This is a genomic window from Aurantimonas manganoxydans SI85-9A1, assembly GCF_000153465.1.
Classification (GTDB): Bacteria; Pseudomonadota; Alphaproteobacteria; order Rhizobiales; family Rhizobiaceae; genus Aurantimonas; species Aurantimonas manganoxydans.
The window spans coordinates 2,182,679-2,204,457 of the sequence record NZ_CH672387.1; the positions used below are offsets into that span (position 1 = coordinate 2,182,679).

A 21,779-nucleotide genomic window follows, 5' to 3' on the forward strand; every position below is an offset into this window, starting at 1 on the left:
TGTTCCTTGTTCTTTTCCGGAGGCGTCTGTCGGTGGCGACCGCTTCAAGCGGCCGCAATGGTACGGGCGATGCGCCCGAGCGGCCTCAGAAGTTGAGACCGCCTTCACGTGCCGATTCGGCGAGTGCCTTGATGCGGCCGTGATAGATGAACGCGCCACGATCGAAAACCACGTCGGTGACGCCGGCTTCCTTCGCACGCTCGGCGACCAGCTTGCCAACCGCCGCTGCGGCCTCGGTGTCGGCACCCGTCTTCAGCTGCGAACGCAGCGAGGTGTCGAGGGTCGAGGCAGCGGCGAGCGTACGGCCCGCGGTGTCGTCGATGATCTGCGCATAGATGTTCTTCGAAGAACGATGGACGGACAGCCGAGGACGACCGTTCGCCACCTTCTTGATCGAGCGGCGGATGCGCGAGGCCCGCCGTCGCAGATTTTCCTTCAAGGTAGCCATTACGAGCCCTACTTCTTCTTGCCCTCTTTGCGGACGATCGTCTCGTCAGCATATTTGACGCCCTTGCCCTTGTAGGGCTCGGGGCCGCGGTACTCGCGAATCTCTGCCGCAACCTGCCCGACCCGTTGACGGTCGATGCCCGAGATGACGATCTCGGTCGGCTTGGGCACGGTGATCTGGATACCTTCCGGCACCGGGTAGATCACATCGTGCGAGAAGCCAAGGGCCAACTGCAGGTTCTTGCCCTGCAGCGAGGCACGATAGCCGACGCCGTTGATCTCGAGCTTCTTTTCGAAGCCCGTCTTCACGCCGTTGACGATGTTGGAGATCATCGTGCGGGACATGCCCCACTTGGAGCGTGCATCCTTGGAATTGTCACGCGGATCCACCTGGACCGCACCGTCTTCCATCTTCACGAGGACTTCCTCGTTCACCACGAAGGTGAGCTCGCCCTTAGGGCCCTTTGCCGTCACGGTCTGACCGTCGACGGTGGCAGAGACACCCTCCGGCAGTGCGATCGGCTTCTTACCAATACGAGACATTTCGAAACCCTGTGCGTTCGCTGGGCGTCAGTGCCGCCGCGTCAGAAGACGCGGCAGAGCACCTCGCCGCCGACATTCTGTTCACGGGCGCTATGGTCGGCCATGACGCCCTTCGGCGTCGACAGGACCGAGATGCCCAGACCGTTCGCGACCTGCGGAATCGTCTTGGCCGACACGTAGACGCGACGACCAGGCTTCGAGACGCGGGCGATCTCCCGGATGACGGGTCCGCCTTCGTAGTACTTCAGCTCGATTTCGTACTCGGACTTGCCGGCAACGAACTCGGTCTGGGTGTAGCCACGGATGTAGCCCTCGTCCTTGAGGACGTCGAGCACACGGCCGCGCAGCTTCGACGCGGGCGTCGTCACCGAGGACTTGTTGCGCATGATGGCGTTGCGGATACGGGTCAGCATATCGCCGAGCGGATCAGACAAAGACATGTCTATACCTCCTTACCAGCTCGACTTCACGATACCGGGGATCTGGCCGTTGTTGCCCAGGTCCCGGAGCGCAATGCGGCTCATCTTCAGCTTGCGATAGTAGGCGCGCGGACGGCCCGTCACCTCGCAGCGGTTACGAATGCGAACCTTCGACCCGTTCCGCGGCAGTTCCGCGAGCTGAAGCTGCGCCTGAAAGCGCTCTTCCATGGGGGCGTCGGCATTCTTGGTGATCGCCTTCAGAGCAGCCCGCTTGGCGGCGTACTTCGCCACCATCTTCTGACGGTGCTTGTTCTGCTCGATCATGCCCTTTTTGGCCATTATCTCGTCCTTTGCTCGTCAGCCGTTACTGGCGGAACGGGAAGTTGAACGCTGTCAGCAGCGCCCGGGCTTCGTCGTCGGTGTTCGCCGTCGTACAGACGATGATGTCCATGCCCCACATCTGATCAACCTTGTCGTAGTTGATCTCCGGGAACACGATGTGCTCCTTGACGCCCATGGCGAAATTGCCACGACCATCGAAGCTCTTCGGGTTCAGGCCGCGGAAATCGCGGACACGCGGCAGTGCGATCTGCACCAGCCGGTCCATGAACTCGTACATGCGGTCCTTGCGCAGCGTGACCTTGGCGCCGATCGGCATGCCTTCGCGGACCTTGAAGCCTGCGATGGAATTGCGCGCATAGGTGATGATCGGCTTCTGGCCCGCGATGCGGCCCAGGTCCTCGGCAGCGACCGTCGGCTTCTTGGAGTCGGCAGTTGCCTCGCCGACGCCCATGTTGATGACGATCTTGTCGACGCGCGGGACCTGCATCTCGTTCTGATACGAGAACTGGTCCTGAAGCGTCTTGCGGACCTCTTCGCGATAGACGCGCTTGAGGCGCGGCTCGTAAGCGGTTTCCGTATCAGCCATTGATCTGCTCTCCCGAGCGCTTGGCGACGCGCACCTTGGTGCCATCGTCGAGTACCTTGAAGCCGACGCGGGTCGCCTTGCCGTCCTTCGGGTCTGCGACCGCCAGGTTGGAAAGCTGAATGCCGGCTTCCTTGTTGATGATGCCGGCTTCCTGGGAAGCGGTCTGACGCTGGTGGCGCTTGATCATGTTGATCCCACGCACCAGTGCACGACCGTCCTTCGGCATCACCTTAATGACTTCACCCGACCGGCCCTTGTCCTTGCCGGCGAGCACGACGACCGTGTCGCCCTTGCGGATCTTCTGCATCGTCCGCTCTCCTTCTTACAGAACTTCGGGGGCCAGCGAGACGATCTTCATGTGGTTCTTGCCGCGAAGCTCGCGGGGAACCGGGCCGAAGATACGGGTGCCGACCGGCTCTTTCTTGTTGTCGATCAGGACCGCTGCGTTCGAATCGAACCGGATCACCGAACCGTCGGCGCGGCGGATGTCCTTGGCGGTACGTACCACCACGGCCTTCATCACGTCGCCCTTCTTCACACGGCCCCGCGGAATAGCCTCCTTGACGGAGACGACGATGATGTCGCCGACCGAGGCATATTTCCGCTTCGAGCCGCCCAATACCTTGATGCACATGACACGACGCGCACCGGAGTTATCCGCGACGTCGAGGTTTGTTTGCATCTGAATCATGTCAGACCGCCTTCAAAGCTTGCTGCCGGGGTGCGCATGACGCGCGCGTCCCGGCCAAATCATCAACTGGCTGCTGCCGCTTCGCTCGAAACGACGATCCAGCTCTTGTCGCGCGAGATCGGCCGCGTCTCCTCGATGGAGACCATATCGCCGACCTTGTACTGATTGCTCTCGTCGTGCGCCTTGTACTTCTTGGTACGGCGCACGGTCTTCTTGAACAGCGGGTGGGTGAAGCGACGCTCCACCAGGACCACTACCGTCTTGTCGTTCTTGTCGGAGACGACCGTCCCCTGCAGGATACGTTTGGGCATATTCTCGTCCTCAGGCCTTGGCCTCGCCCGCCTTCAGGCGAGAAATCGTCTTGATCCGCGCGATGTCGCGGCGCACCTTGCGCACGCGGGCGGTGTTCTCGAGCTGACCCGTGGCACGCTGGAAGCGCAGGTTGAACTGCTCCTTCTTCAGCTTGGCGAGCTCGTCGGTGAGTTCGTCCTGGGTCATTGTCTTGACGTCGGAAGCTTTCACTTCAAACTCTCCTATTCGGCAATGCGCTGAATGAAGCGCGTACGGATCGGCAGCTTGGCCGCGCCGAGACGAAGCGCCTCGCGGGCCGTCGTCTCGTCGACACCGTCGATCTCGAAGACCACGCGGCCGGGATGCACCCGCGCCGCCCAATAGTCAACGGACCCCTTGCCCTTACCCATGCGGACTTCGGTCGGCTTGGAGGTCACGGGCAGGTCCGGGAAGATCCGGATCCACACGCGGCCCTGGCGTTTCATCTGGCGAGTGATCGCGCGGCGGGCCGCCTCGATCTGACGCGCGGTGACCCGCTCTGGTTCCATCGCCTTCAGTCCGAAGGCGCCGAAATTAAGGCCGGTTCCGCCTTTTGCGGTACCGTGAATGCGTCCCTTGAACGCCTTCCGGTACTTTGTGCGCTTTGGCTGCAGCATCTTATGTCACTCCGAATTCGATAAGGCTCAGGCGTGCTCGCGACGACGACCGCCGCCGCCCTGACCCTCGCCTTCAACCTGACGGCGCTCGGAGGCCATCGGATCGTGCTCGAGAATCTCGCCCTTGAAGATCCAGACCTTGACGCCGCAGATGCCGTAGGCCGTCTTGGCTTCGGCAGTCCCGTAGTCAATGTCGGCGCGCAGCGTGTGCAGCGGCACCCGGCCTTCGCGGTACCATTCGGTGCGCGCGATCTCCGCGCCGCCGAGACGGCCGCCGCAGTTGATGCGGATGCCTTCCGCGCCGAGGCGCATGGCGGACTGGACGGCACGCTTCATCGCACGGCGGAACGCCACGCGGCGCTCGAGCTGCTGAGCGATGGACTGGGCCACCAAGGTCGCATCGGTCTCGGGCTTGCGCACCTCGACGATGTTGATGTGCGTCTCGGCGTTGGTCATCGCAGCGAGCTTCTTGCGAAGCTTCTCGATGTCGGCGCCCTTCTTGCCGATGACGATGCCCGGACGTGCCGAGTGGATCGTGATGCGGCACTTCTTGTGCGGGCGCTCGATGACGATCTTGGAGACCGCGGCCTGCTTCAGCTCGTTGAGCAGATAGGCGCGGATCTTCAGATCCTCGTGCAGCAGATGACCGTACTCGCCGGTGTTCGCATACCAGCGCGAATCCCAGGTGCGGTTGATGCCGAGCCGAAAACCGGTCGGATTGATCTTCTGACCCATTATGCGGCCTCCTCGATTGCGGCGATCTCGCGCACGACGATCGTCAGATGCGAGAACGGCTTCTCGACGCGGCTGGCACGACCGCGACCGCGGGCATGAAAGCGCTTCATCGTGATCGACTTGCCGACATAAGCCTCGGCGACGACCAGCGAATCGACGTCGAGATCATGGTTGTTCTCGGCGTTGGCGATGGCGCTTTCCAGCGTCTTCTTGACCGTCTCGGCGATCCGCTTGCGCGAGAAGGTCAGATCCGCGAGTGCGGCGTCGACCTTCTTGCCGCGGATCATCTGCGCGACGAGGTTCAGTTTCTGCGGGCTGACACGGATCGTCCGGGCGACCGCTCTCGCCTCGTTCTCCGACAGCCGACGTTCGGCTTTGGCCTTGCCCATTGCTACTTCCTCTTCGCCTTCTTGTCGGCGCCGTGGCCGTAATAGGTGCGGGTCGGAGCGAACTCGCCGAACTTGTGTCCGACCATATCCTCGTTGACCGACACCGGAATGTGCTTCGAGCCGTTGTAGACGCCGAAGGTCTGACCGACGAACTGGGGCAGGATCGTCGAACGACGGCTCCAGATCTTGATCACATCGTTGCGGCCGCTCTCGCGCCCCTTCTCGGCTTTCTTGAGAAGGTAGCCATCGACGAACGGACCCTTCCAGACGGAACGTGTCATGAAGAAATCCTTTTACTTCTTGCGCTGATGGCGCGAGCGCATGATGAACTTGTCGGTCGACTTGTTCTGGCGGGTACGCTTGCCCTTGGTCGGCTTGCCCCACGGCGAAACCGGGTGACGACCACCGGACGTACGACCTTCACCACCACCATGCGGGTGATCGACAGGGTTCATCACGACACCGCGAACGTGCGGGCGACGACCCAGCCAGCGCGAACGACCAGCCTTGCCGAGGTTGATGTTCGAGTGATCGGCGTTGGAAACCGCGCCGACCGTCGCGAGACAGGACGACGGGACCAGGCGCTGCTCGCCCGAGTTGAGGCGCAGGATCGCAAGACCCGAGTCACGACCGACGAGCTGCGCATAGGCGCCAGCCGAACGGGCGATCTGACCACCCTTCTCCGGCTTCATCTCAACGTTGTGGACGATCGTGCCGACCGGCATGGCCGACAGCGGCATCGCATTGCCCGGCTTCACGTCGACGCCGGACAGGCCCGAGATCACCGTGTCGCCGGCAGCCACGCGCTGCGGCGCCAGGATGTAGGCGAACTCGCCATCCTCGTACTTCAGCAGCGCGATGAACGCGGTGCGGTTCGGGTCGTACTCGATCCGCTCGACCGTCGCCGACACGTCGAACTTGCGACGCTTGAAGTCGATGATGCGGTAGGTCCGCTTGTGACCGCCGCCCTGGTAGCGAGCCGTGACGCGACCGGCATTGTTGCGGCCGCCCTTCTGGCTGAGGCCCTCGGTCAACTGCTTGACCGGCTTGCCCTTCCAGAGGCCCGAGCGATCGACGATGACCAGCTGACGCTGGCTCGGCGTGTTCGGTTTGAAATTCTTAAGTGCCATTGCCTAGCTCCCTCCGGTCCCGATCAAAGACCGGTCGAGACGTCGATGGACTGGCCTTCGGCCAATGTCACGACGGCTTTTTTCTGATCGCTCTGGCGGCCGATGCGGCCACGGAAGCGCTTGACCTTGCCCTTGCGGACCATGGTGTTGACGGCGGTCACCTTGACATTGAAGAGCGCCTCGACGGCGGCCTTGATGTCCGGCTTGGTCGCCGTCCCCGGGACGTTGAAGACCACCTGGTTGTTGTCGGACAGAAGCGTCGACTTTTCGGTGATCACCGGGCTCGTGATGACGTCGTAATGGCGCAGATCGGTCATTTGAACCGCTCCTCGAGAGCCTCGACCGCAGCCTTCGACAGAACCAGCGTCTGGCGGCGGAGAATGTCGTAGACGTTGATGCCCTGAACCGGCAGCACGTCCATTTGCGGGATGTTGCGAGCCGAGCGCGTGAAGTTCGCGTCGAGCTCCGCACCACCGATGAACAGCGCGTTGGTCAGGCCCAGATCGGCGAAGGTCTTGACCATCGCCTTGGTCTTGCCCTCGGCAGCCTTCAGCTCGTCGATGACGACGATGCCGCCCGACTTGGCCTTGGCCGACAGCGCATGGCGCAGGGCCAGGGCCCGCACCTTCTTCGGCAGGTCATGCGCATGGCTGCGCGAGACCGGACCGTGAGCCTTGCCGCCACCGCGGAACTGCGGCGCACGCGCCGAGCCGTGGCGGGCGCGACCGGTGCCCTTCTGGCGGTACAGCTTGGCGCCTGTCCGTGCGATTTCCGCACGGCCGAGGGTCTGGTGGGACCCCTGCTGGCGCTTGGCCAACTGCCAGCGAACCATGCGCTGAAGAATGTCTTCGCGCGGCTCGAGACCGAAGATGTCGTCGGCCAGGGTCGCCGTGCCGGCGTCCTTGCCGTCGAGGCTTTTGATCGTAACGTCCATTATTCCGCTCCCTCGGAAGCGTCCGCGGTCTCGACAGCAGCACCGTTTCCGGCGTTGCGGAGCGCGGCCGGCTTCGGCGCGTTGTCGGGCAGCGACGCCTTCACGGCGTCACGAATTTCGATCCAGCCACCCTTGGAGCCCGGGACGGCGCCACGAACCAGGATCAGGCCCTTCTCGGGATCGATGCGCACGACCTGCAGGTTCTGCGTGGTCACGCGGACGTCGCCCATATGGCCGGCCATCTTCTTGTTCTTGAAGACCTTGCCGGGATCCTGACGCTGACCGGTCGAACCGTGCGAACGGTGCGAGACGGACACGCCGTGGGTGGCGCGCAGGCCGCCGAAGTTGTGGCGCTTCATGGCGCCGGCGAAGCCCTTACCGATCGAGGTACCGGTCACGTCGACCATCTGGCCCGGCACGAAGTGCTCGGCCGTGATCTCGGCACCGACGTCGATCATGTTGTCGTCCGACACGCGGAACTCGACGAGCTTGCGCTTCGGTTCGACCGAAGCCTGGGCAAACACGCCGCGCATCGGCTTGGACGTGTTCTTGACCTTGGCGAGGCCAGCGCCGACCTGGACGGCGGTGTAACCGTTCTTTTCCTTGGTCCGCTGGGCGACGACCTGGAGGTTCTCGACCTTCAGGACGGTGACCGGAACATGCTCACCGACGTCGTTGTAGACGCGGGTCATGCCGACCTTCTGTGCTATCACACCTGAACGCATGGGCGTTATCCTTCCCGTGCTCGGATCAGAGCTTGATCTCGACATCAACGCCGGCGGCGAGGTCGAGCTTCATGAGCGCATCAACCGTCTGCGGCGTCGGATCGACAATGTCGAGGAGCCGCTTGTGGGTGCGCATTTCGAACTGCTCGCGCGACTTCTTGTCGACGTGCGGCGAACGGTTCACGGTAAACTTTTCGATCCGCGTCGGCAGCGGGATCGGCCCCCGCACATTCGCGCCGGTGCGCTTAGCGGTCGACACGATCTCGCGGGTCGACGCATCGAGAACCCGGTGATCGAACGCCTTGAGGCGGATGCGGATATTCTGGCCGTTCATTTTATTCGTCCTCTCGTCGGAGACCACCGGCGCGGCGGCGCTTTCCGAGCGCTTGTCTTGTCAAAGCAGCCAATGTCGCGCGGGGCGAACCCCGGCTCGCCCGCGGGGGGCAAAGAACCGGGGACGCCGTTCTCAAGCGCGCGGCGTCCCCGAGATCGCTTCGTCCTACTCGATGATCGAGGCGACGATGCCGGCGCCGACGGTGCGGCCGCCTTCGCGGATGGCGAAGCGCAGCTTGTCTTCCATCGCGATCGGCACGATCAGCGTCACGTCCATCGTCACGTTGTCGCCCGGCATCACCATCTCGGTGCCCTCGGGGAGCGTGCACACGCCGGTCACGTCCGTCGTGCGGAAGTAGAACTGCGGACGGTAGTTGGTGAAGAACGGCGTATGACGGCCGCCTTCTTCCTTCGTCAGGATGTAGGCCTCGGCCATGAAGCGCGTGTGCGGCTTCACCGAACCCGGCTTGCACAGAACCTGACCGCGCTCGACGCCCTCACGATCGACACCGCGAACCAGCGCGCCGATGTTGTCGCCGGCCTGGCCCTGGTCGAGCAGCTTGCGGAACATCTCGACGCCGGTCACCGTCGTCTTCTTGGTGTCGCGGATGCCGACGATCTCGACTTCCTCGCCGACCTTGACGATGCCGCGCTCGACGCGGCCGGTCACCACCGTGCCGCGACCCGAGATCGAGAACACGTCCTCGATCGGCATCAGGAACGGCTGGTCCACCGGACGCTCCGGGGTCGGGATGTAGGCGTCGACTTCCTTCATCAGCTCACGCACCGCGTCCTCGCCGATCTCCTTGTTGGAGTCTTCGAGAGCGGCCAGCGCCGAGCCCTTGACGATCGGAATGTCGTCGCCCGGGAAATCGTAGGACGACAGCAGCTCGCGAACCTCGAGCTCGACCAGCTCCAGCAGCTCGGCGTCGTCCACCTGGTCGACCTTGTTCAGGAACACCACGATCGCCGGCACGCCGACCTGGCGGGCCAGAAGGATGTGCTCGCGGGTCTGCGGCATCGGGCCGTCGGCGGCCGAGCACACCAGGATCGCGCCGTCCATCTGGGCGGCACCGGTGATCATGTTCTTCACGTAGTCGGCATGGCCCGGGCAGTCGACATGGGCGTAGTGACGGGCTTCCGTCTCGTACTCCACATGCGCCGTCGAAATCGTGATGCCGCGCGCCTTCTCTTCCGGCGCCGCGTCGATCATGTCGTACGCACGGTACTCGCCGAAGTACTTCGTGATCGCCGCCGTCAGCGACGTCTTGCCATGGTCAACGTGACCGATCGTGCCGATGTTCACATGCGGCTTGTTGCGCTCGAATTTGCTCTTGGCCATCTTGCCACTCCGTTTGTCTAGTGCGGGCTCAGGAAGCCCTATTCGTCTCGAAGCCGTTCGCGATCAGGCGAACTTCTTCTGGATCTCGTCAGCGACCTGGTTCGGAACCTGCTCGTAGTGATCGAACTGCATCGTGTACTGGGCGCGGCCCTGGGACATCGAGCGGAGCTGGTTCACGTAACCGAACATGTTGGCCAGCGGGACCATGGCATTGACGACCTGCGCGATGCCGCGCGGCTCGGTGCCCTGGATCTGGCCACGCCGGGAGTTCAAGTCGCCGATGACATCGCCGACGTAATCCTCAGGCGTCACAACCTCGACCTTCATCACCGGCTCCAGGAGGCGCGGACCGGCCTTCTGGATGGCTTCGCGGAACGCCGCACGGGAGGCGATCTCGAAGGCCAGGACCGAGGAGTCGACGTCATGGTAAGCACCGTCGAGGAGCTCGGCCTTGATGTCGACCATCGGGAAGCCCGCAAGCGGACCCGCACCGAGGACGGACTGGATGCCCTTCTGGACGCCCGGGATGTATTCCTTCGGCACGGCGCCGCCGACGATCTTCGACTCGAAGGAGAACCCTTCGCCGATCTCGGCCGGCTCGAACACCAGCTTGACGCGGGCGAACTGGCCCGTACCGCCGGTCTGCTTCTTGTGGGTGTAGTCCACCTCGGCCTTCCGCGTGATCGTCTCGCGGTATGCCACCTGCGGTGCACCGATGTTCGCCTCGACCTTGAACTCCCGCTTCATGCGGTCGACCAGGATGTCGAGGTGAAGCTCACCCATGCCGGCGATGATCGTCTGGCCGGATTCCTCGTCGGTCTTGACGCGGAAGGACGGATCCTCGGCTGCCAGGCGGTTGAGCGCGAGGCCCATCTTCTCCTGGTCGCCCTTGGTCTTCGGCTCGATCGCGATCTCGATGACCGGATCGGGGAATTCCATGCGCTCGAGAATGACCGGCTTCAGCGGATCGCAGAGCGTGTCGCCCGTGGTGGTCTCCTTGAGACCGGCCAGAGCCACGATGTCGCCTGCATACGCCTCTTCGATGTCTTCACGCGAGTTGGAGTGCATCTGCAGCATGCGGCCGACGCGCTCGCGCTTGTCCTTCACCGTGTTCATCACCGAGGAACCCTTGGTGAGGACCCCCGAATAGATGCGGGCGAAGGTGAGCGAACCGACGAACGGGTCGTTCATGATCTTGAAGGCCAGCATCGACAGCGGCTCGTCGTCCGACGACTTGCGGATCATCTCGCCATCGGTCTTCGGGTCGATACCCTTGATCGCCTGGACTTCGACCGGTGACGGCAGGAAGTCGACGACGGCGTCGAGCAGCGGCTGAACGCCCTTGTTCTTGAAGGCCGAGCCACACAGAACCGGGGTGAACCAGACGTCGCAGGTGCCCTTGCGGATCAGGCGACGCAGTTCGTCATTGTCGGGCATCTCGCCTTCGAGATACTTCTCGGTAGCGGCCTCGTCGATCTCGACCGCAGCCTCGATCATCAGCTCGCGATATTCCTCGGCGCGGTCCTTCAGATCATCCGGGATCTCGACGATGTCCCACTCGGCGCCGAGATTCTCGTTGCGCCAGACAAGCGCCTTCATCTCGATGAGGTCGACGACGCCCTTGAACTCGTTCTCGGCGCCGATCGGCAGCTGGATCACGACCGGACGCGCACCGAGGCGCGACTTGATCATGTCGACGCAGCGGTAGAAGTCGGCGCCGGTCTTGTCCATCTTGTTGACGAAGATCATGCGCGGGACATGATACTTGTCGGCCTGGCGCCAGACGGTCTCGGTCTGCGGCTCGACACCGGCGTTGGCGTCGAGCAGTGCGATCGCACCGTCGAGCACGCGGAGCGAACGCTCGACTTCAATGGTGAAGTCGACGTGGCCCGGGGTGTCGATGATGTTGAAGCGGCGCTTCTTGCCGTCGCGACCCTGCCAGAAGGTGGTCGTCGCAGCGGACGTGATCGTGATGCCGCGCTCCTGCTCCTGCTCCATCCAGTCCATCGTCGCAGCGCCGTCGTGCACTTCGCCGATCTTGTGGGACTTGCCGGTGTAGAAGAGCACCCGCTCGGTCGTCGTCGTCTTTCCCGCATCGATGTGAGCCATGATGCCGAAATTACGGTAATCTTCGATCTTATAGTCGCGTGCCATCGGGCGTCGCCTTTCGGACAGAAGCTAGAATTACCAGCGGTAGTGCGAGAAGGCGCGGTTCGCTTCCGCCATGCGGTGCGTGTCTTCGCGCTTCTTCACGGCGGTACCGCGGTTGTTGGCGGCGTCCATGAGTTCGCCCGACAGGCGATCGACCATGGTCGTCTCGTTGCGGTTGCGAGCCGCGGTGATCAGCCAGCGAATGGCCAGTGCCTGACGACGCTCCGGACGAACGTCGACCGGGACCTGGTAGGTCGCACCACCAACGCGGCGCGAACGGACTTCCACATGCGGCGAGATGTTCTCGAGCGCCTGGTGGAAGATCGCCACGGCGTCCTGGCGGGACTTCTCGTGGACGGCGTCGAACGCGCCATACACGATGCGCTCGGCAACCGACTTCTTGCCGTCATACATGACGGCATTCATGAACTTGGATACGATGAGATCGCCGAACTTCGGGTCCGGGTTGATCTCGCGCTTTTCGGCTCTGTGACGGCGGGACATTTATCGTCTCTTCCAGTGATCAGCGTTGGGCTTATTTCGGACGCTTGGCGCCGTACTTCGAACGCCGCTGCTTCCGGTTCTTGACACCCTGCGTGTCGAGCACGCCGCGAATGATGTGATAGCGAACGCCGGGAAGATCCTTCACGCGACCGCCGCGGATCATCACCACGGAGTGCTCCTGAAGGTTATGCCCCTCGCCCGGGATATAGCCGATCACCTCGTAACCGTTGACGAGGCGAACCTTGGCGACCTTACGCAGAGCCGAGTTCGGCTTCTTCGGGGTCGTCGTATAAACTCGCGTGCAGACACCGCGCTTCTGCGGGTTCGCTTCGAGTGCCGGGACCGTATTGCGCTCGGTGGGACGCACGCGAGGCTTGCGGACAAGCTGGTTGATGGTCGGCATTCCAACCTTCCCTCTTCTTCCAAATCCAAAGTTCGAAACGAAGCAGCCCGCCCGTACATGGAGTGGACTTCTCCATGCACGAAACCGAGCATATCGTTCGCATGTATTGCGAACTGCCCGGCACGAAGCAGAGGACCGCCAGGGCGATCATGCATACAGCGATGTGGCGTCTCGTTGAACGAAGCCTTGTTTGAAGCTCTGGATCCCGGACGCGGCGTCCTTGGGAAGAGTCGGCTTCACATCGGCTCTGTTGGAGGGCTATCTATCGATTCCCTCCCCCCTCGTCAACCCCGATCCCCCGCTCCTGCCGCAAAGCGCCGGCATATTGCGGGCGCCCGCGCCCAGCAGCGCCGCATTGCGGGGCAGGAATGACAAAGGGCCGCCCGAAGGCGGCCCCTGAAGGGTCTTAACAGGCGGTTAAGGCCTATTCGGCCGGGTCGCTGACCGAGGTCAGCATCCGGTCGGTCTCGGCGACGTTGGCCGCCTTGCGGCGATCGTCGAGAATCAGGTCGTCGCGCGCCGTGGCGATGCGGCGGACCTGGGTCATGGTGCCACCGGTACCGGCCGGGATGAGTCGGCCGACGATGACGTTCTCCTTGAGGCCCTGCAGCGTGTCCGTCTTGCCGGCAACCGCGGCCTCGGTGAGCACCCGGGTCGTCTCCTGGAAGGAGGCGGCCGAGATGAAGGACGGGGTCTGCAGCGACGCCTTGGTGATGCCGAGCAGGACCGGGTTGCCCGAGGCGGGACGCTTGCCCTCCTCGTTCAGGCGCTCGTTCAGCTCCGCCAGCTCGATCCGGTCGACATGGTCGCCCGGAATGTAGCCGCTGTCGCCGGATTCGACGATCTCGACCTTCTGCAGCATCTGCCGGACGATGACCTCGATGTGCTTGTCGTTGATCAGAACGCCCTGGAGCCGGTAGACCTCCTGGATCTCGTTGACGAGGTAGCTCGCGAGAGCCTCCACGCCGCGGATGGCCAGAATGTCGTGCGGTGCCGGGTTGCCGTCGAGGATGTAGTCGCCCTTCTCGATGACGTCGCCTTCCTGGAGATGGAACGGCTTGCCCTTCGGGATCAGGTACTCGACGGGCTCGGCGCCCTCCTCGTGCGGCTCGATGACGATCCGGCGCTTGTTCTTGTAGTCGCGCCCGAACTTCACCGTACCGTCGATCTCGGCGATGACCGCGTTGTCCTTCGGCTTGCGGGCCTCGAACAGCTCGGCGACGCGCGGCAGACCACCGGTGATGTCCTTGGTCTTGGCGCTTTCCATCGGAATACGCGACAGGACGTCACCGGCCGAGACCCGCGTGCCCGGCTCGACCGACAGGATGGCGTCGACCGACTGGTAGTAGCGGGCATCGGAACCGCGCGGCAGCTTGAGAACCTCGCCGTCGTCGCCCTTGATGACCATCGCCGGCTTGAGGTCCTGACCGCGCGGGCTCGCCCGCCAGTCGATGACCGCACGCTTGGTGATGCCGGTGGCCTCGTCGGCCTGTTCGGACACCGAGATGCCGTCGACCAAGTCCTCGAAGTCCACCGTGCCGTCGAGCTCGGTGAGCACCGGGCGGGTATACGGGTCCCACTCGGCGACACGCTGGCCGCGCCGCACGGTATCGCCATCGTCCACATAGACGCGGCTACCGTAGGTGACGCGATGCGAGGCCCGTTCCTTGCCCGCCTGATCCATGATCAGGATGGCCATGTTGCGGCCCATGGCGACCAGCTGGCCATCGGAGTTGCGCACCACGTTGCGGTTGCGGATCTGCACCGTGCCTTCGTAGGACGCCTCGAGGAACGAGGAATCCACCACCTGCGCGGTACCGCCCATGTGGAAGGTCCGCATGGTGAGCTGCGTGCCCGGCTCGCCGATCGACTGTGCGGCGATGACACCGACGGCCTCGCCCATGTTGACGGGCGTGCCACGGGCCAGATCGCGGCCGTAGCAGGTGCCGCAGATGCCGGTGCGGATCTCGCAGGTCAGCGCCGAGCGAATGTTGATCGACTGGATGCCGGCCTTCTCGATGATCTCGACATCCGGCTCCTCGATGGTGACGCCACCCTTGACGATGACCTCGCCGGTGAGCGGATGCACGATGTCCTCGAGCGCGGTCCGGCCCAGCACGCGCTGGCCCAGCGACGCGACCACCTGGCCGGCATCGACGATCGGCTGCATCGTCAGACCCTTGTCGGTCCCGCAGTCGACCTGCGTGATGATGCAATCCTGCGCGACGTCGACGAGACGACGGGTCAGGTAACCCGAGTTGGCGGTCTTCAGGGCGGTGTCGGCCAGACCCTTACGGGCACCGTGGGTCGAGTTGAAGTACTCGAGAACGGTCAGGCCTTCCTTGAAGTTCGAGATGATCGGCGTCTCGATGATTTCGCCCGAAGGCTTGGTCATCAGGCCGCGCATCGCCGCCAGCTGACGCATCTGGGTCGGCGAACCACGCGCGCCCGAATGCGACATCATGTAGATCGAGTTCATCGGCTTCTGACGGCCGTCCTCGTCGAACTCGACGGCCTTGATGCGGGCCATCATCTCGTCGGCGATCTTGTCCGTGCACTTGGCCCAGGCGTCGACGACCTTGTTGTACTTCTCGCCCTGGGTGATCAGGCCGTCATTGTACTGCTGCTCGTATTCCTTCGCGAGCGCCTGGGTCTCGCCGATCATCTGCGGCTTCGTCTCGGGGATCAGCATGTCGTCCTTGCCGAACGAGATACCCGCGGTACACGCATGGCGGAAGCCGAGCTGCATGATCCGGTCGCAGAAGATCACCGTCTCCTTCTGACCGCAGTGGCGATACACCTGATCGATCATCCGCGAGATGTTCTTCTTCGTCATCAGCTCGTTGCAGATGTCGAAGGGAACCTTGGCGTTCTTCGGCAGGATCTCGCCGATGAGCATGCGGCCGGGGGTGGTCTCGTAGATCTGCGAGACCGGGTTGCCCTCGGCGTCGATGGTCTTGAACCGGCCCTTGATCTTGGAGTGCAGCGTCACGGCGCCGGTGAACAGCGCCTGCTCCATCTCGCCGATGTCGGAGAAGGCCATGCCTTCGCCCGGCTCGTTCTCGTTCATGATCGACAGGTAGTACAGACCCAGCACCATGTCCTGCGACGGCACGATGATCGGCTGGCCGTTCGCCGGGTGCAGGATGTTGTTGGTCGACATCATCAGAACGCGGGCTTCGAGCTGCGCCTCGATCGACAGCGGCACGTGGACCGCCATCTGGTCACCGTCGAAGTCGGCGTTGAACGCGGTGCAGACCAGCGGGTGCAGCTGGATGGCCTTGCCCTCGATCAGCACCGGCTCGAACGCCTGGATGCCGAGACGGTGCAGCGTCGGCGCACGGTTCAGGAGGACCGGATGCTCGCGAATAACCTCGTCGAGAATGTCCCAGACTTCCGGACGCTCCTTCTCGACCAGCTTCTTGGCCTGCTTGACCGTTGAGGAGAAGCCCTTGGCGTCGAGGCGCGCATAGATGAACGGCTTGAACAGCTCGAGCGCCATCTTCTTCGGCAGGCCGCACTGGTGCAGCTTCAGCTCGGGACCGGTCACGATGACCGAACGGCCGGAATAGTCGACGCGCTTGCCGAGCAGGTTCTGACGGAACCGGCCCTGCTTGCCCTTGAGCATGTCGGAGAGCGACTTCAGCGGGCGCTTGTTGGCGCCCGTGATGACGCGGCCGCGACGGCCGTTGTCGAACAGCGCGTCGACAGACTCCTGCAGCATCCGCTTCTCGTTGCGGATGATGATGCCCGGTGCGCGCAGCTCGATCAGCCGCTTGAGGCGGTTGTTCCGGTTGATGACGCGGCGATACAGGTCGTTGAGATCGGAGGTCGCGAAGCGGCCGCCGTCCAGCGGGACGAGCGGGCGCAGGTCCGGCGGGATCACCGGAACGACGCTCATGATCATCCATTCCGGCTTGTTGCCGGATTCCAGGAAGTTCTCGACGATCTTCAGCCGCTTCATCAGCTTCTTCGTCTTGAGCTCGGAGGTGGTCTCCGCAAGCTCCGAACGAAGGTCGCCGGCGATCGTCTCGAGATCCATCGAGCCGAGCAGATCCTGGATCGCCTCGGCACCGATCAGCGCCGTGAACGAATCCTCACCGAACTCGTCGGTGGCGATCATGTACTCTTCCTCGGACAGGAGCTGGTGCTCCTTCAGCGAGGTCAGGCCCGGCTCGGTGACGATGTAGTTCTCGAAATAGAGAACCCGCTCGATGTCCTTGAGGGTCATGTCGAGCAGCGTGCCGATGCGGCTCGGCAGCGACTTCAGGAACCAGATGTGGGCAACCGGCGCGGCGAGCTCGATATGGCCCATGCGCTCGCGACGCACGCGCGAGAGGGTGACCTCGACGCCGCACTTTTCGCAGATGATGCCCTTGTACTTCATGCGCTTGTACTTGCCGCAAAGGCACTCGTAGTCCTTGATCGGACCGAAGATGCGCGCGCAGAACAGGCCGTCGCGCTCGGGCTTGAACGTACGGTAGTTGATCGTCTCCGGCTTCTTGATCTCGCCGAACGACCAGGAGAGGATCTTCTCAGGCGAGGCAAGCGAGATCCGGATCGAATCGAACGTCTGCGCAGCCACCTGCGGATTGAAGATGTTCATGACCTCTTGGTTCATGGCTTTTCTCCTTCTGGGGCGCCTGCCCCGGGCCGCGGCGGGGGTTACCGGCGGCCGCTCAAATTCTTCAATCGTCGAGGACCGGCGCCGAAGGGGCGCCGGTCCGGACCGCGGCTGACCGCGGTCCTGTCATGAATGGCCTATTCGGCAGCGTCCGGCAGGTCGGCCGGAGCCGGCAGCTCGGCTGCGGAGTTCGCCAGATCGACGTCGAGGCCGAGCGAGCGCATTTCCTTGACCAGCACGTTGAAGCTCTCCGGGATGCCGGATTCGAACGCGTCGTCGCCGCGCACGATCGACTCGTAGACCTTGGTACGGCCCGCGACGTCGTCCGACTTCACCGTCAGCATCTCCTGCAGCGTGTAGGCCGCGCCGTATGCCTCGAGCGCCCAGACCTCCATCTCGCCGAAGCGCTGGCCACCGAACTGCGCCTTGCCGCCCAGCGGCTGCTGGGTCACGAGCGAGTACGGTCCGATCGAACGGGCGTGGATCTTGTCGTCCACCAGGTGGTGCAGCTTCAGCATGTAGATGTAGCCGACCGTGACTTGCCGGTCGAAGGCTTCGCCGGTACGTCCGTCATAGAGCGTGACCTGACCCGAGCCGTTCAGCCCGGCCCTCTCCAGCATCTCGACGATGTCCTGCTCGACCGCGCCGTCGAAGACCGGCGTCGCAATCGACACGCCGCGCTTCATCTGCTTCGCGAGCGTCAGAACGCTTGCGTCGTCGTAGGTCTTCACCTTCTCGTTGCGATCGCTGTCGCCCAGGAGCCCGGCGATCTCGTCGCGCAGCGGCGAGACGTCCTGGCTGGTCTGGTAGGCCTCCAGCATGTCGCCGATCTTCCGGCCCATGCCGGCGCAGGCCCAACCCAGATGGGTCTCCAAGATCTGTCCGACATTCATGCGCGACGGCACGCCCAGCGGGTTCAGCACGATGTCGACATGGGTGCCGTCCGCGTTGAACGGCATGTCTTCCACCGGCAGGATCCGCGAGACAACGCCCTTGTTACCGTGACGGCCGGCCATCTTGTCGCCCGGCTGGATCTTGCGCTTGACGGCGACGAAGACCTTGACCTGCTTCATGACGCCCGGGGGCAGCTCGTCGCCGCGCTGGACCTTCTCGACCTTGTCCATGAACCGCTGCTCGAGCGTCTTCTTGGCTTCGTCATAGACGTTGCGCAGATCCTCGAGAGCCGCCTGGGTCTTCTCGTCCTCGACGGCGAACATCCACCACTGCGACCGCGGGTATTCACCCATCGCCTCGGCGGTGATGACGGAGCCCTTCTTGAAGCCCTTCGGCGCTGCGACCGCAGCCTTGCCGTCGAGCATTTCGACCAGGCGACCGTAGACGTTACGATCCAGGATCGCCTGCTCGTCGTCGCGATCCTTGGCGAGGCGCTCGATCTCCTCGCGCTCGATCGCCATGGCGCGCTCGTCCTTCTCGACGCCGTGGCGGTTGAACACGCGGACCTCGACCACGGTGCCATAGGCGCCGGGAGGCATGCGGTTGGAGGTGTCGCGGACGTCGGACGCCTTCTCACCGAAGATGGCGCGCAGAAGCTTCTCTTCCGGCGTCATCGGGCTTTCGCCCTTCGGCGTGATCTTGCCGACCAGGATGTCGCCCGGCTGCACCTCGGCACCGATATAGACGATGCCGGCTTCGTCGAGGTTCTTCAGCGCCTCTTCCGACACGTTCGGAATGTCGCGCGTGATCTCCTCGGGTCCAAGCTTGGTGTCACGCGCCATGACCTCGAACTCCTCGATGTGGATCGAGGTGAAGACGTCGTCGGCGACGATGCGCTCGGACAGGAGGATGGAATCCTCGTAGTTGTAGCCGTTCCACGGCATGAACGCGACGAGCACGTTCCGGCCGAGGGCGAGATCGCCCAGATCCGTCGACGGACCGTCGGCGATGATGTCGCCCTTCTCGACCCGGTCACCCACCGCGACCAGCGGACGCTGGTTGATGCAGGTGTTCTGGTTCGAGCGCTGGAACTTCATCAGACGATAGATGTCGACGCCGGACTTGCCGGCTTCCAGATCCTCGGTCGCCCGGATGACGATACGCGTCGCGTCGACCTGGTCGACGATGCCGGTGCGGCGGGCACCGATGGCGGCGCCCGAGTCGCGGGCCACGATCGGCTCCATGCCGGTGCCGACGAACGGCGCTTCGGCGCGCACCAGCGGCACGGCCTGACGCTGCATGTTCGAGCCCATCAGTGCGCGGTTCGCGTCATCGTTCTCGAGGAACGGAATGAGCGCGGCCGCGACCGAGACGAGCTGCTTCGGCGAGACATCCATCAGGTCGACATTGTCGCGCGGCGTCATGAAGACGTCGCCCTGGTGGCGGCAGACCACGAACTCGTTCTGGAACTGGTTGTCGTCCGTCAGGATCGCGTTCGCCTGGGCGACGTGATGCTTGGATTCCTCCATGGCCGACAGATAGACGACGTCGTGGGTGACCACGCCATCGACGACCTTGCGGTACGGGCTCTCGATGAAGCCGTACTTGTTCACCCGCGCGAAGGTGGCGAGCGAGTTGATCAGACCGATGTTCGGGCCTTCCGGCGTTTCGATCGGGCAGATGCGGCCGTAATGGGTCGGATGCACGTCGCGGACTTCGAAGCCGGCCCGCTCGCGGGTCAGACCACCGGGTCCAAGCGCCGAGAGACGACGCTTGTGGGTGATCTCCGACAGCGGGTTGGTCTGGTCCATGAACTGCGAGAGCTGCGAGGAACCGAAGAACTCGCGCACGGCGGCGGCCGCCGGCTTGGCGTTGATCAGGTCCTGCGGCATGACGGTGTCGATCTCGACCGACGACATGCGCTCCTTGATCGCCCGCTCCATGCGCAGCAGACCGACGCGGTACTGGTTCTCCATCAGCTCGCCGACCGAGCGCACCCGACGGTTGCCGAGATTGTCGATGTCGTCGATCTCGCCCTTGCCGTCGCGTAGGTCGACCAGCGTGCGCACGACCGCGAGGATGTCCTCCTTGCGCAGCACGCGCACGGTGTCCTCGGCGTCGACGTCGAGACGCATGTTCATCTTGACGCGGCCGACGGCCGACAGATCGTAGCGCTCGGAATCGAAGAACAGAGACTGGAACATCGCCTCGGCGGTTTCCATCGTCGGCGGCTCGCCCGGGCGCATGACCCGGTAGATGTCGAACAGCGCGTCCTGACGGCCTTCGTTCTTGTCCACCGCGAGGGTGTTGCGGATGTAGCCGCCGACATTGACGTGGTCGATATCGAGAACGGTGAACTCGTCGTAGCCCGCATTGATCAGGTCGATCAGCGAACCCTTCCGCTCGCCGGTCTTGGCGTCGACGGTCATCTCCAGTTCCTGGCCGGCTTCGAGATAGATCTCGCCGGTCTCGGGATTGACGATGTCCTCGGCGATGTAGGAGCCGACCAGATCGTCCTCGGTCGCGCGGAGCGCCTTGACGCCCTTCTCCTGCATCTGACGCGCCTGGCGCGCGGTGACCTTCTTGCCGGCCTCGACCAGCACTTCACCGCTGTCGGCGTCGATCAGGTCGACGACCGCGCCCTGGCCGCGCACGCGCTCGACCGAGAAGGGAACGCGCCAGCCGTTCTTGTCCTTCTCGAACTTCACGGTGCCGTAGAAGGTCGACAGAATCTCTTCGCCGTCCATGCCCAGCGCCATCAACAGGCTGGTCACGGGGATCTTGCGGCGCCGGTCGATGCGCGCGTGCACGACGTCCTTGGCGTCGAACTCGATGTCGAGCCAGGAACCGCGATAGGGAATGACGCGCGCCGCGAAGAGCAGCTTGCCCGACGAGTGGCTCTTGCCCTTGTCATGATCGAAGAAGACGCCCGGCGAACGGTGCATCTGCGAGACGATGACGCGCTCGGTGCCGTTGACGATGAAGGTGCCGTTCATGGTCATGAGCGGCATGTCGCCCATGTAGACGTCCTGCTCCTTGATGTCCTTGATGGACTTGGAGCCGGTGTCCTCGTCGACATCGAACACGATGAGGCGCAGCGTCACCTTCAGCGGCGCAGCATAGGTCAGATCGCGCTGACGGCACTCCTCGACGTCGAATTTCGGCTGCTCGAACTCGTACTTGACGAATTCCAGCATGGCCTGACCGGAGAAGTCGGAGATCGGGAAGACCGATTTGAAGACGGCCTGCAACCCTTCGTCCAGACGCCCGTTTACCGGCTCGTCCACCATCAGGAACTGATCGTAGGAGGCCTTCTGGACCTCGATCAGGTTCGGCATTTCGGCCACTTCGGGGATCGACCCGAAGAACTTGCGCACGCGCCTGCGACCGCTAAACGTCGTCGTCTGAGACATCGTCGCTCCTTCTCGTGATATCGCCCTCGACCAAAGGGCTGAAATTCCTCTGTCTCTCCGCCGAGAGACTCCGCTGCGCCCTGCGGCGGCAGCGACTGACCGATCTGTCGGGCGCGGGGCCCGCGTCTTCGAAGGGCTTGCCGGCAAGCCTTTCGAACACACGCACTGCATTCCCGTCCCGCGTCTTACCGTCCCGCACCGCGGAGAATGCCCTGCCCGCCAGATCG

At 63.5% G+C, this 21,779-nt stretch carries 24 protein-coding genes; all 24 read right to left on the reverse strand.

Annotated features, from left to right (window positions below):
• Positions 1 to 85: 85 nt before the first annotated feature.
• The gene (gene rplR, locus SI859A1_RS10310; RefSeq protein ID WP_009209719.1) at positions 86 to 448 is read right to left on the reverse strand and encodes a 50S ribosomal protein L18; all 363 of its coding nucleotides are present in this window, start codon (positions 446 to 448) and stop codon (positions 86 to 88) included.
• An 8-nt stretch (positions 449 to 456) separates the two neighbouring features.
• Positions 457 to 990, reverse strand: coding sequence for a 50S ribosomal protein L6 (gene rplF, locus SI859A1_RS10315; protein WP_009209720.1), 534 nt, complete (start codon positions 988 to 990; stop codon positions 457 to 459).
• A gap of 41 nt (positions 991 to 1,031) precedes the next feature.
• Positions 1,032 to 1,430 carry a 30S ribosomal protein S8 gene (rpsH, locus tag SI859A1_RS10320; protein ID WP_009209721.1) on the reverse strand — a complete coding sequence of 133 codons (399 nt, stop codon included), beginning with the start codon at positions 1,428 to 1,430 and terminating at the stop codon, positions 1,032 to 1,034.
• A 12-nt stretch (positions 1,431 to 1,442) separates the two neighbouring features.
• Entirely contained in the window at positions 1,443 to 1,748 is a 306-nt protein-coding gene (rpsN, locus tag SI859A1_RS10325; RefSeq protein WP_009209722.1) for a 30S ribosomal protein S14, read from the reverse strand.
• Positions 1,749 to 1,773: 25 nt separating this feature from the next.
• The gene (gene rplE, locus SI859A1_RS10330; RefSeq protein WP_009209723.1) at positions 1,774 to 2,337 is read right to left on the reverse strand and encodes a 50S ribosomal protein L5; all 564 of its coding nucleotides are present in this window, start codon (positions 2,335 to 2,337) and stop codon (positions 1,774 to 1,776) included.
• On the reverse strand, positions 2,330 to 2,644 hold the full coding sequence (rplX, locus tag SI859A1_RS10335; protein WP_009209724.1) for a 50S ribosomal protein L24: 315 nt from the start codon (positions 2,642 to 2,644) through the stop codon (positions 2,330 to 2,332). Before rplX ends, rplE begins: the two co-directional genes overlap by 8 nt.
• A 15-nt stretch (positions 2,645 to 2,659) precedes the next feature.
• Positions 2,660 to 3,028, reverse strand: a complete 369-nt coding sequence (gene rplN / locus SI859A1_RS10340; RefSeq protein WP_009209725.1) for a 50S ribosomal protein L14 — start codon at positions 3,026 to 3,028, stop codon at positions 2,660 to 2,662.
• Positions 3,029 to 3,090: 62 nt separating this feature from the next.
• Positions 3,091 to 3,339: a 30S ribosomal protein S17 gene (gene rpsQ / locus SI859A1_RS10345; RefSeq protein WP_040325673.1), complete on the reverse strand. Its 249-nt coding sequence runs from the start codon at positions 3,337 to 3,339 to the stop codon at positions 3,091 to 3,093.
• Positions 3,340 to 3,349: 10 nt separating this feature from the next.
• On the reverse strand, positions 3,350 to 3,550 hold the full coding sequence (gene rpmC / locus SI859A1_RS10350) for a 50S ribosomal protein L29 (protein ID WP_009209726.1): 201 nt from the start codon (positions 3,548 to 3,550) through the stop codon (positions 3,350 to 3,352).
• An 11-nt stretch (positions 3,551 to 3,561) separates the two neighbouring features.
• On the reverse strand, positions 3,562 to 3,975 hold the full coding sequence (gene rplP, locus SI859A1_RS10355) for a 50S ribosomal protein L16 (RefSeq protein WP_009209727.1): 414 nt from the start codon (positions 3,973 to 3,975) through the stop codon (positions 3,562 to 3,564).
• A 27-nt stretch (positions 3,976 to 4,002) separates the two neighbouring features.
• On the reverse strand, positions 4,003 to 4,710 hold the full coding sequence (rpsC, locus tag SI859A1_RS10360; RefSeq protein WP_009209728.1) for a 30S ribosomal protein S3: 708 nt from the start codon (positions 4,708 to 4,710) through the stop codon (positions 4,003 to 4,005).
• Positions 4,710 to 5,099 (reverse strand): 50S ribosomal protein L22, encoded by a 390-nt coding sequence (gene rplV / locus SI859A1_RS10365; RefSeq protein WP_009209729.1) that lies wholly within the window; start codon positions 5,097 to 5,099, stop codon positions 4,710 to 4,712. Before rplV ends, rpsC begins: the two co-directional genes overlap by 1 nt.
• 2 nt (positions 5,100 to 5,101) lie before the next feature.
• Positions 5,102 to 5,380 carry a 30S ribosomal protein S19 gene (gene rpsS / locus SI859A1_RS10370; protein WP_024351694.1) on the reverse strand — a complete coding sequence of 93 codons (279 nt, stop codon included), beginning with the start codon at positions 5,378 to 5,380 and terminating at the stop codon, positions 5,102 to 5,104.
• A 12-nt stretch (positions 5,381 to 5,392) separates the two neighbouring features.
• A complete protein-coding gene (gene rplB / locus SI859A1_RS10375) occupies positions 5,393 to 6,229 on the reverse strand; it encodes a 50S ribosomal protein L2 (protein ID WP_009209730.1) in 837 nt (278 codons plus the stop codon).
• Positions 6,230 to 6,252: 23 nt separating this feature from the next.
• Positions 6,253 to 6,546 (reverse strand): 50S ribosomal protein L23, encoded by a 294-nt coding sequence (locus tag SI859A1_RS10380; protein WP_024351693.1) that lies wholly within the window; start codon positions 6,544 to 6,546, stop codon positions 6,253 to 6,255.
• Positions 6,543 to 7,163, reverse strand: a complete 621-nt coding sequence (gene rplD, locus SI859A1_RS10385) for a 50S ribosomal protein L4 (RefSeq protein WP_009209731.1) — start codon at positions 7,161 to 7,163, stop codon at positions 6,543 to 6,545. The genes SI859A1_RS10380 and rplD overlap by 4 nt, the downstream gene beginning before the upstream one ends.
• Positions 7,163 to 7,888 carry a 50S ribosomal protein L3 gene (gene rplC / locus SI859A1_RS10390; RefSeq protein WP_009209732.1) on the reverse strand — a complete coding sequence of 242 codons (726 nt, stop codon included), beginning with the start codon at positions 7,886 to 7,888 and terminating at the stop codon, positions 7,163 to 7,165. The genes rplD and rplC overlap by 1 nt, the downstream gene beginning before the upstream one ends.
• Positions 7,889 to 7,913: 25 nt before the next feature.
• On the reverse strand, positions 7,914 to 8,222 hold the full coding sequence (rpsJ, locus tag SI859A1_RS10395) for a 30S ribosomal protein S10 (RefSeq protein ID WP_006205468.1): 309 nt from the start codon (positions 8,220 to 8,222) through the stop codon (positions 7,914 to 7,916).
• 165 nt (positions 8,223 to 8,387) lie between these two features.
• Positions 8,388 to 9,563 carry an elongation factor Tu gene (gene tuf / locus SI859A1_RS10400; RefSeq protein WP_009209733.1) on the reverse strand — a complete coding sequence of 392 codons (1,176 nt, stop codon included), beginning with the start codon at positions 9,561 to 9,563 and terminating at the stop codon, positions 8,388 to 8,390.
• 63 nt (positions 9,564 to 9,626) lie between these two features.
• Complete coding sequence (gene fusA / locus SI859A1_RS10405; RefSeq protein ID WP_009209734.1) at positions 9,627 to 11,717, reverse strand: elongation factor G; 2,091 nt, start codon at positions 11,715 to 11,717, stop codon at positions 9,627 to 9,629.
• 30 nt (positions 11,718 to 11,747) lie between these two features.
• On the reverse strand, positions 11,748 to 12,218 hold the full coding sequence (gene rpsG, locus SI859A1_RS10410) for a 30S ribosomal protein S7 (RefSeq protein ID WP_009209735.1): 471 nt from the start codon (positions 12,216 to 12,218) through the stop codon (positions 11,748 to 11,750).
• 31 nt (positions 12,219 to 12,249) lie between these two features.
• Positions 12,250 to 12,621 (reverse strand): 30S ribosomal protein S12, encoded by a 372-nt coding sequence (gene rpsL, locus SI859A1_RS10415; RefSeq protein ID WP_009209736.1) that lies wholly within the window; start codon positions 12,619 to 12,621, stop codon positions 12,250 to 12,252.
• A gap of 424 nt (positions 12,622 to 13,045) precedes the next feature.
• Positions 13,046 to 17,242: a DNA-directed RNA polymerase subunit beta' gene (gene rpoC / locus SI859A1_RS10420; protein ID WP_009209737.1), complete on the reverse strand. Its 4,197-nt coding sequence runs from the start codon at positions 17,240 to 17,242 to the stop codon at positions 13,046 to 13,048.
• Between the two features lie 140 nt (positions 17,243 to 17,382).
• Positions 17,383 to 21,552 (reverse strand): DNA-directed RNA polymerase subunit beta, encoded by a 4,170-nt coding sequence (rpoB, locus tag SI859A1_RS10425; protein ID WP_009209738.1) that lies wholly within the window; start codon positions 21,550 to 21,552, stop codon positions 17,383 to 17,385.
• Positions 21,553 to 21,779: the final 227 nt, after the last annotated feature.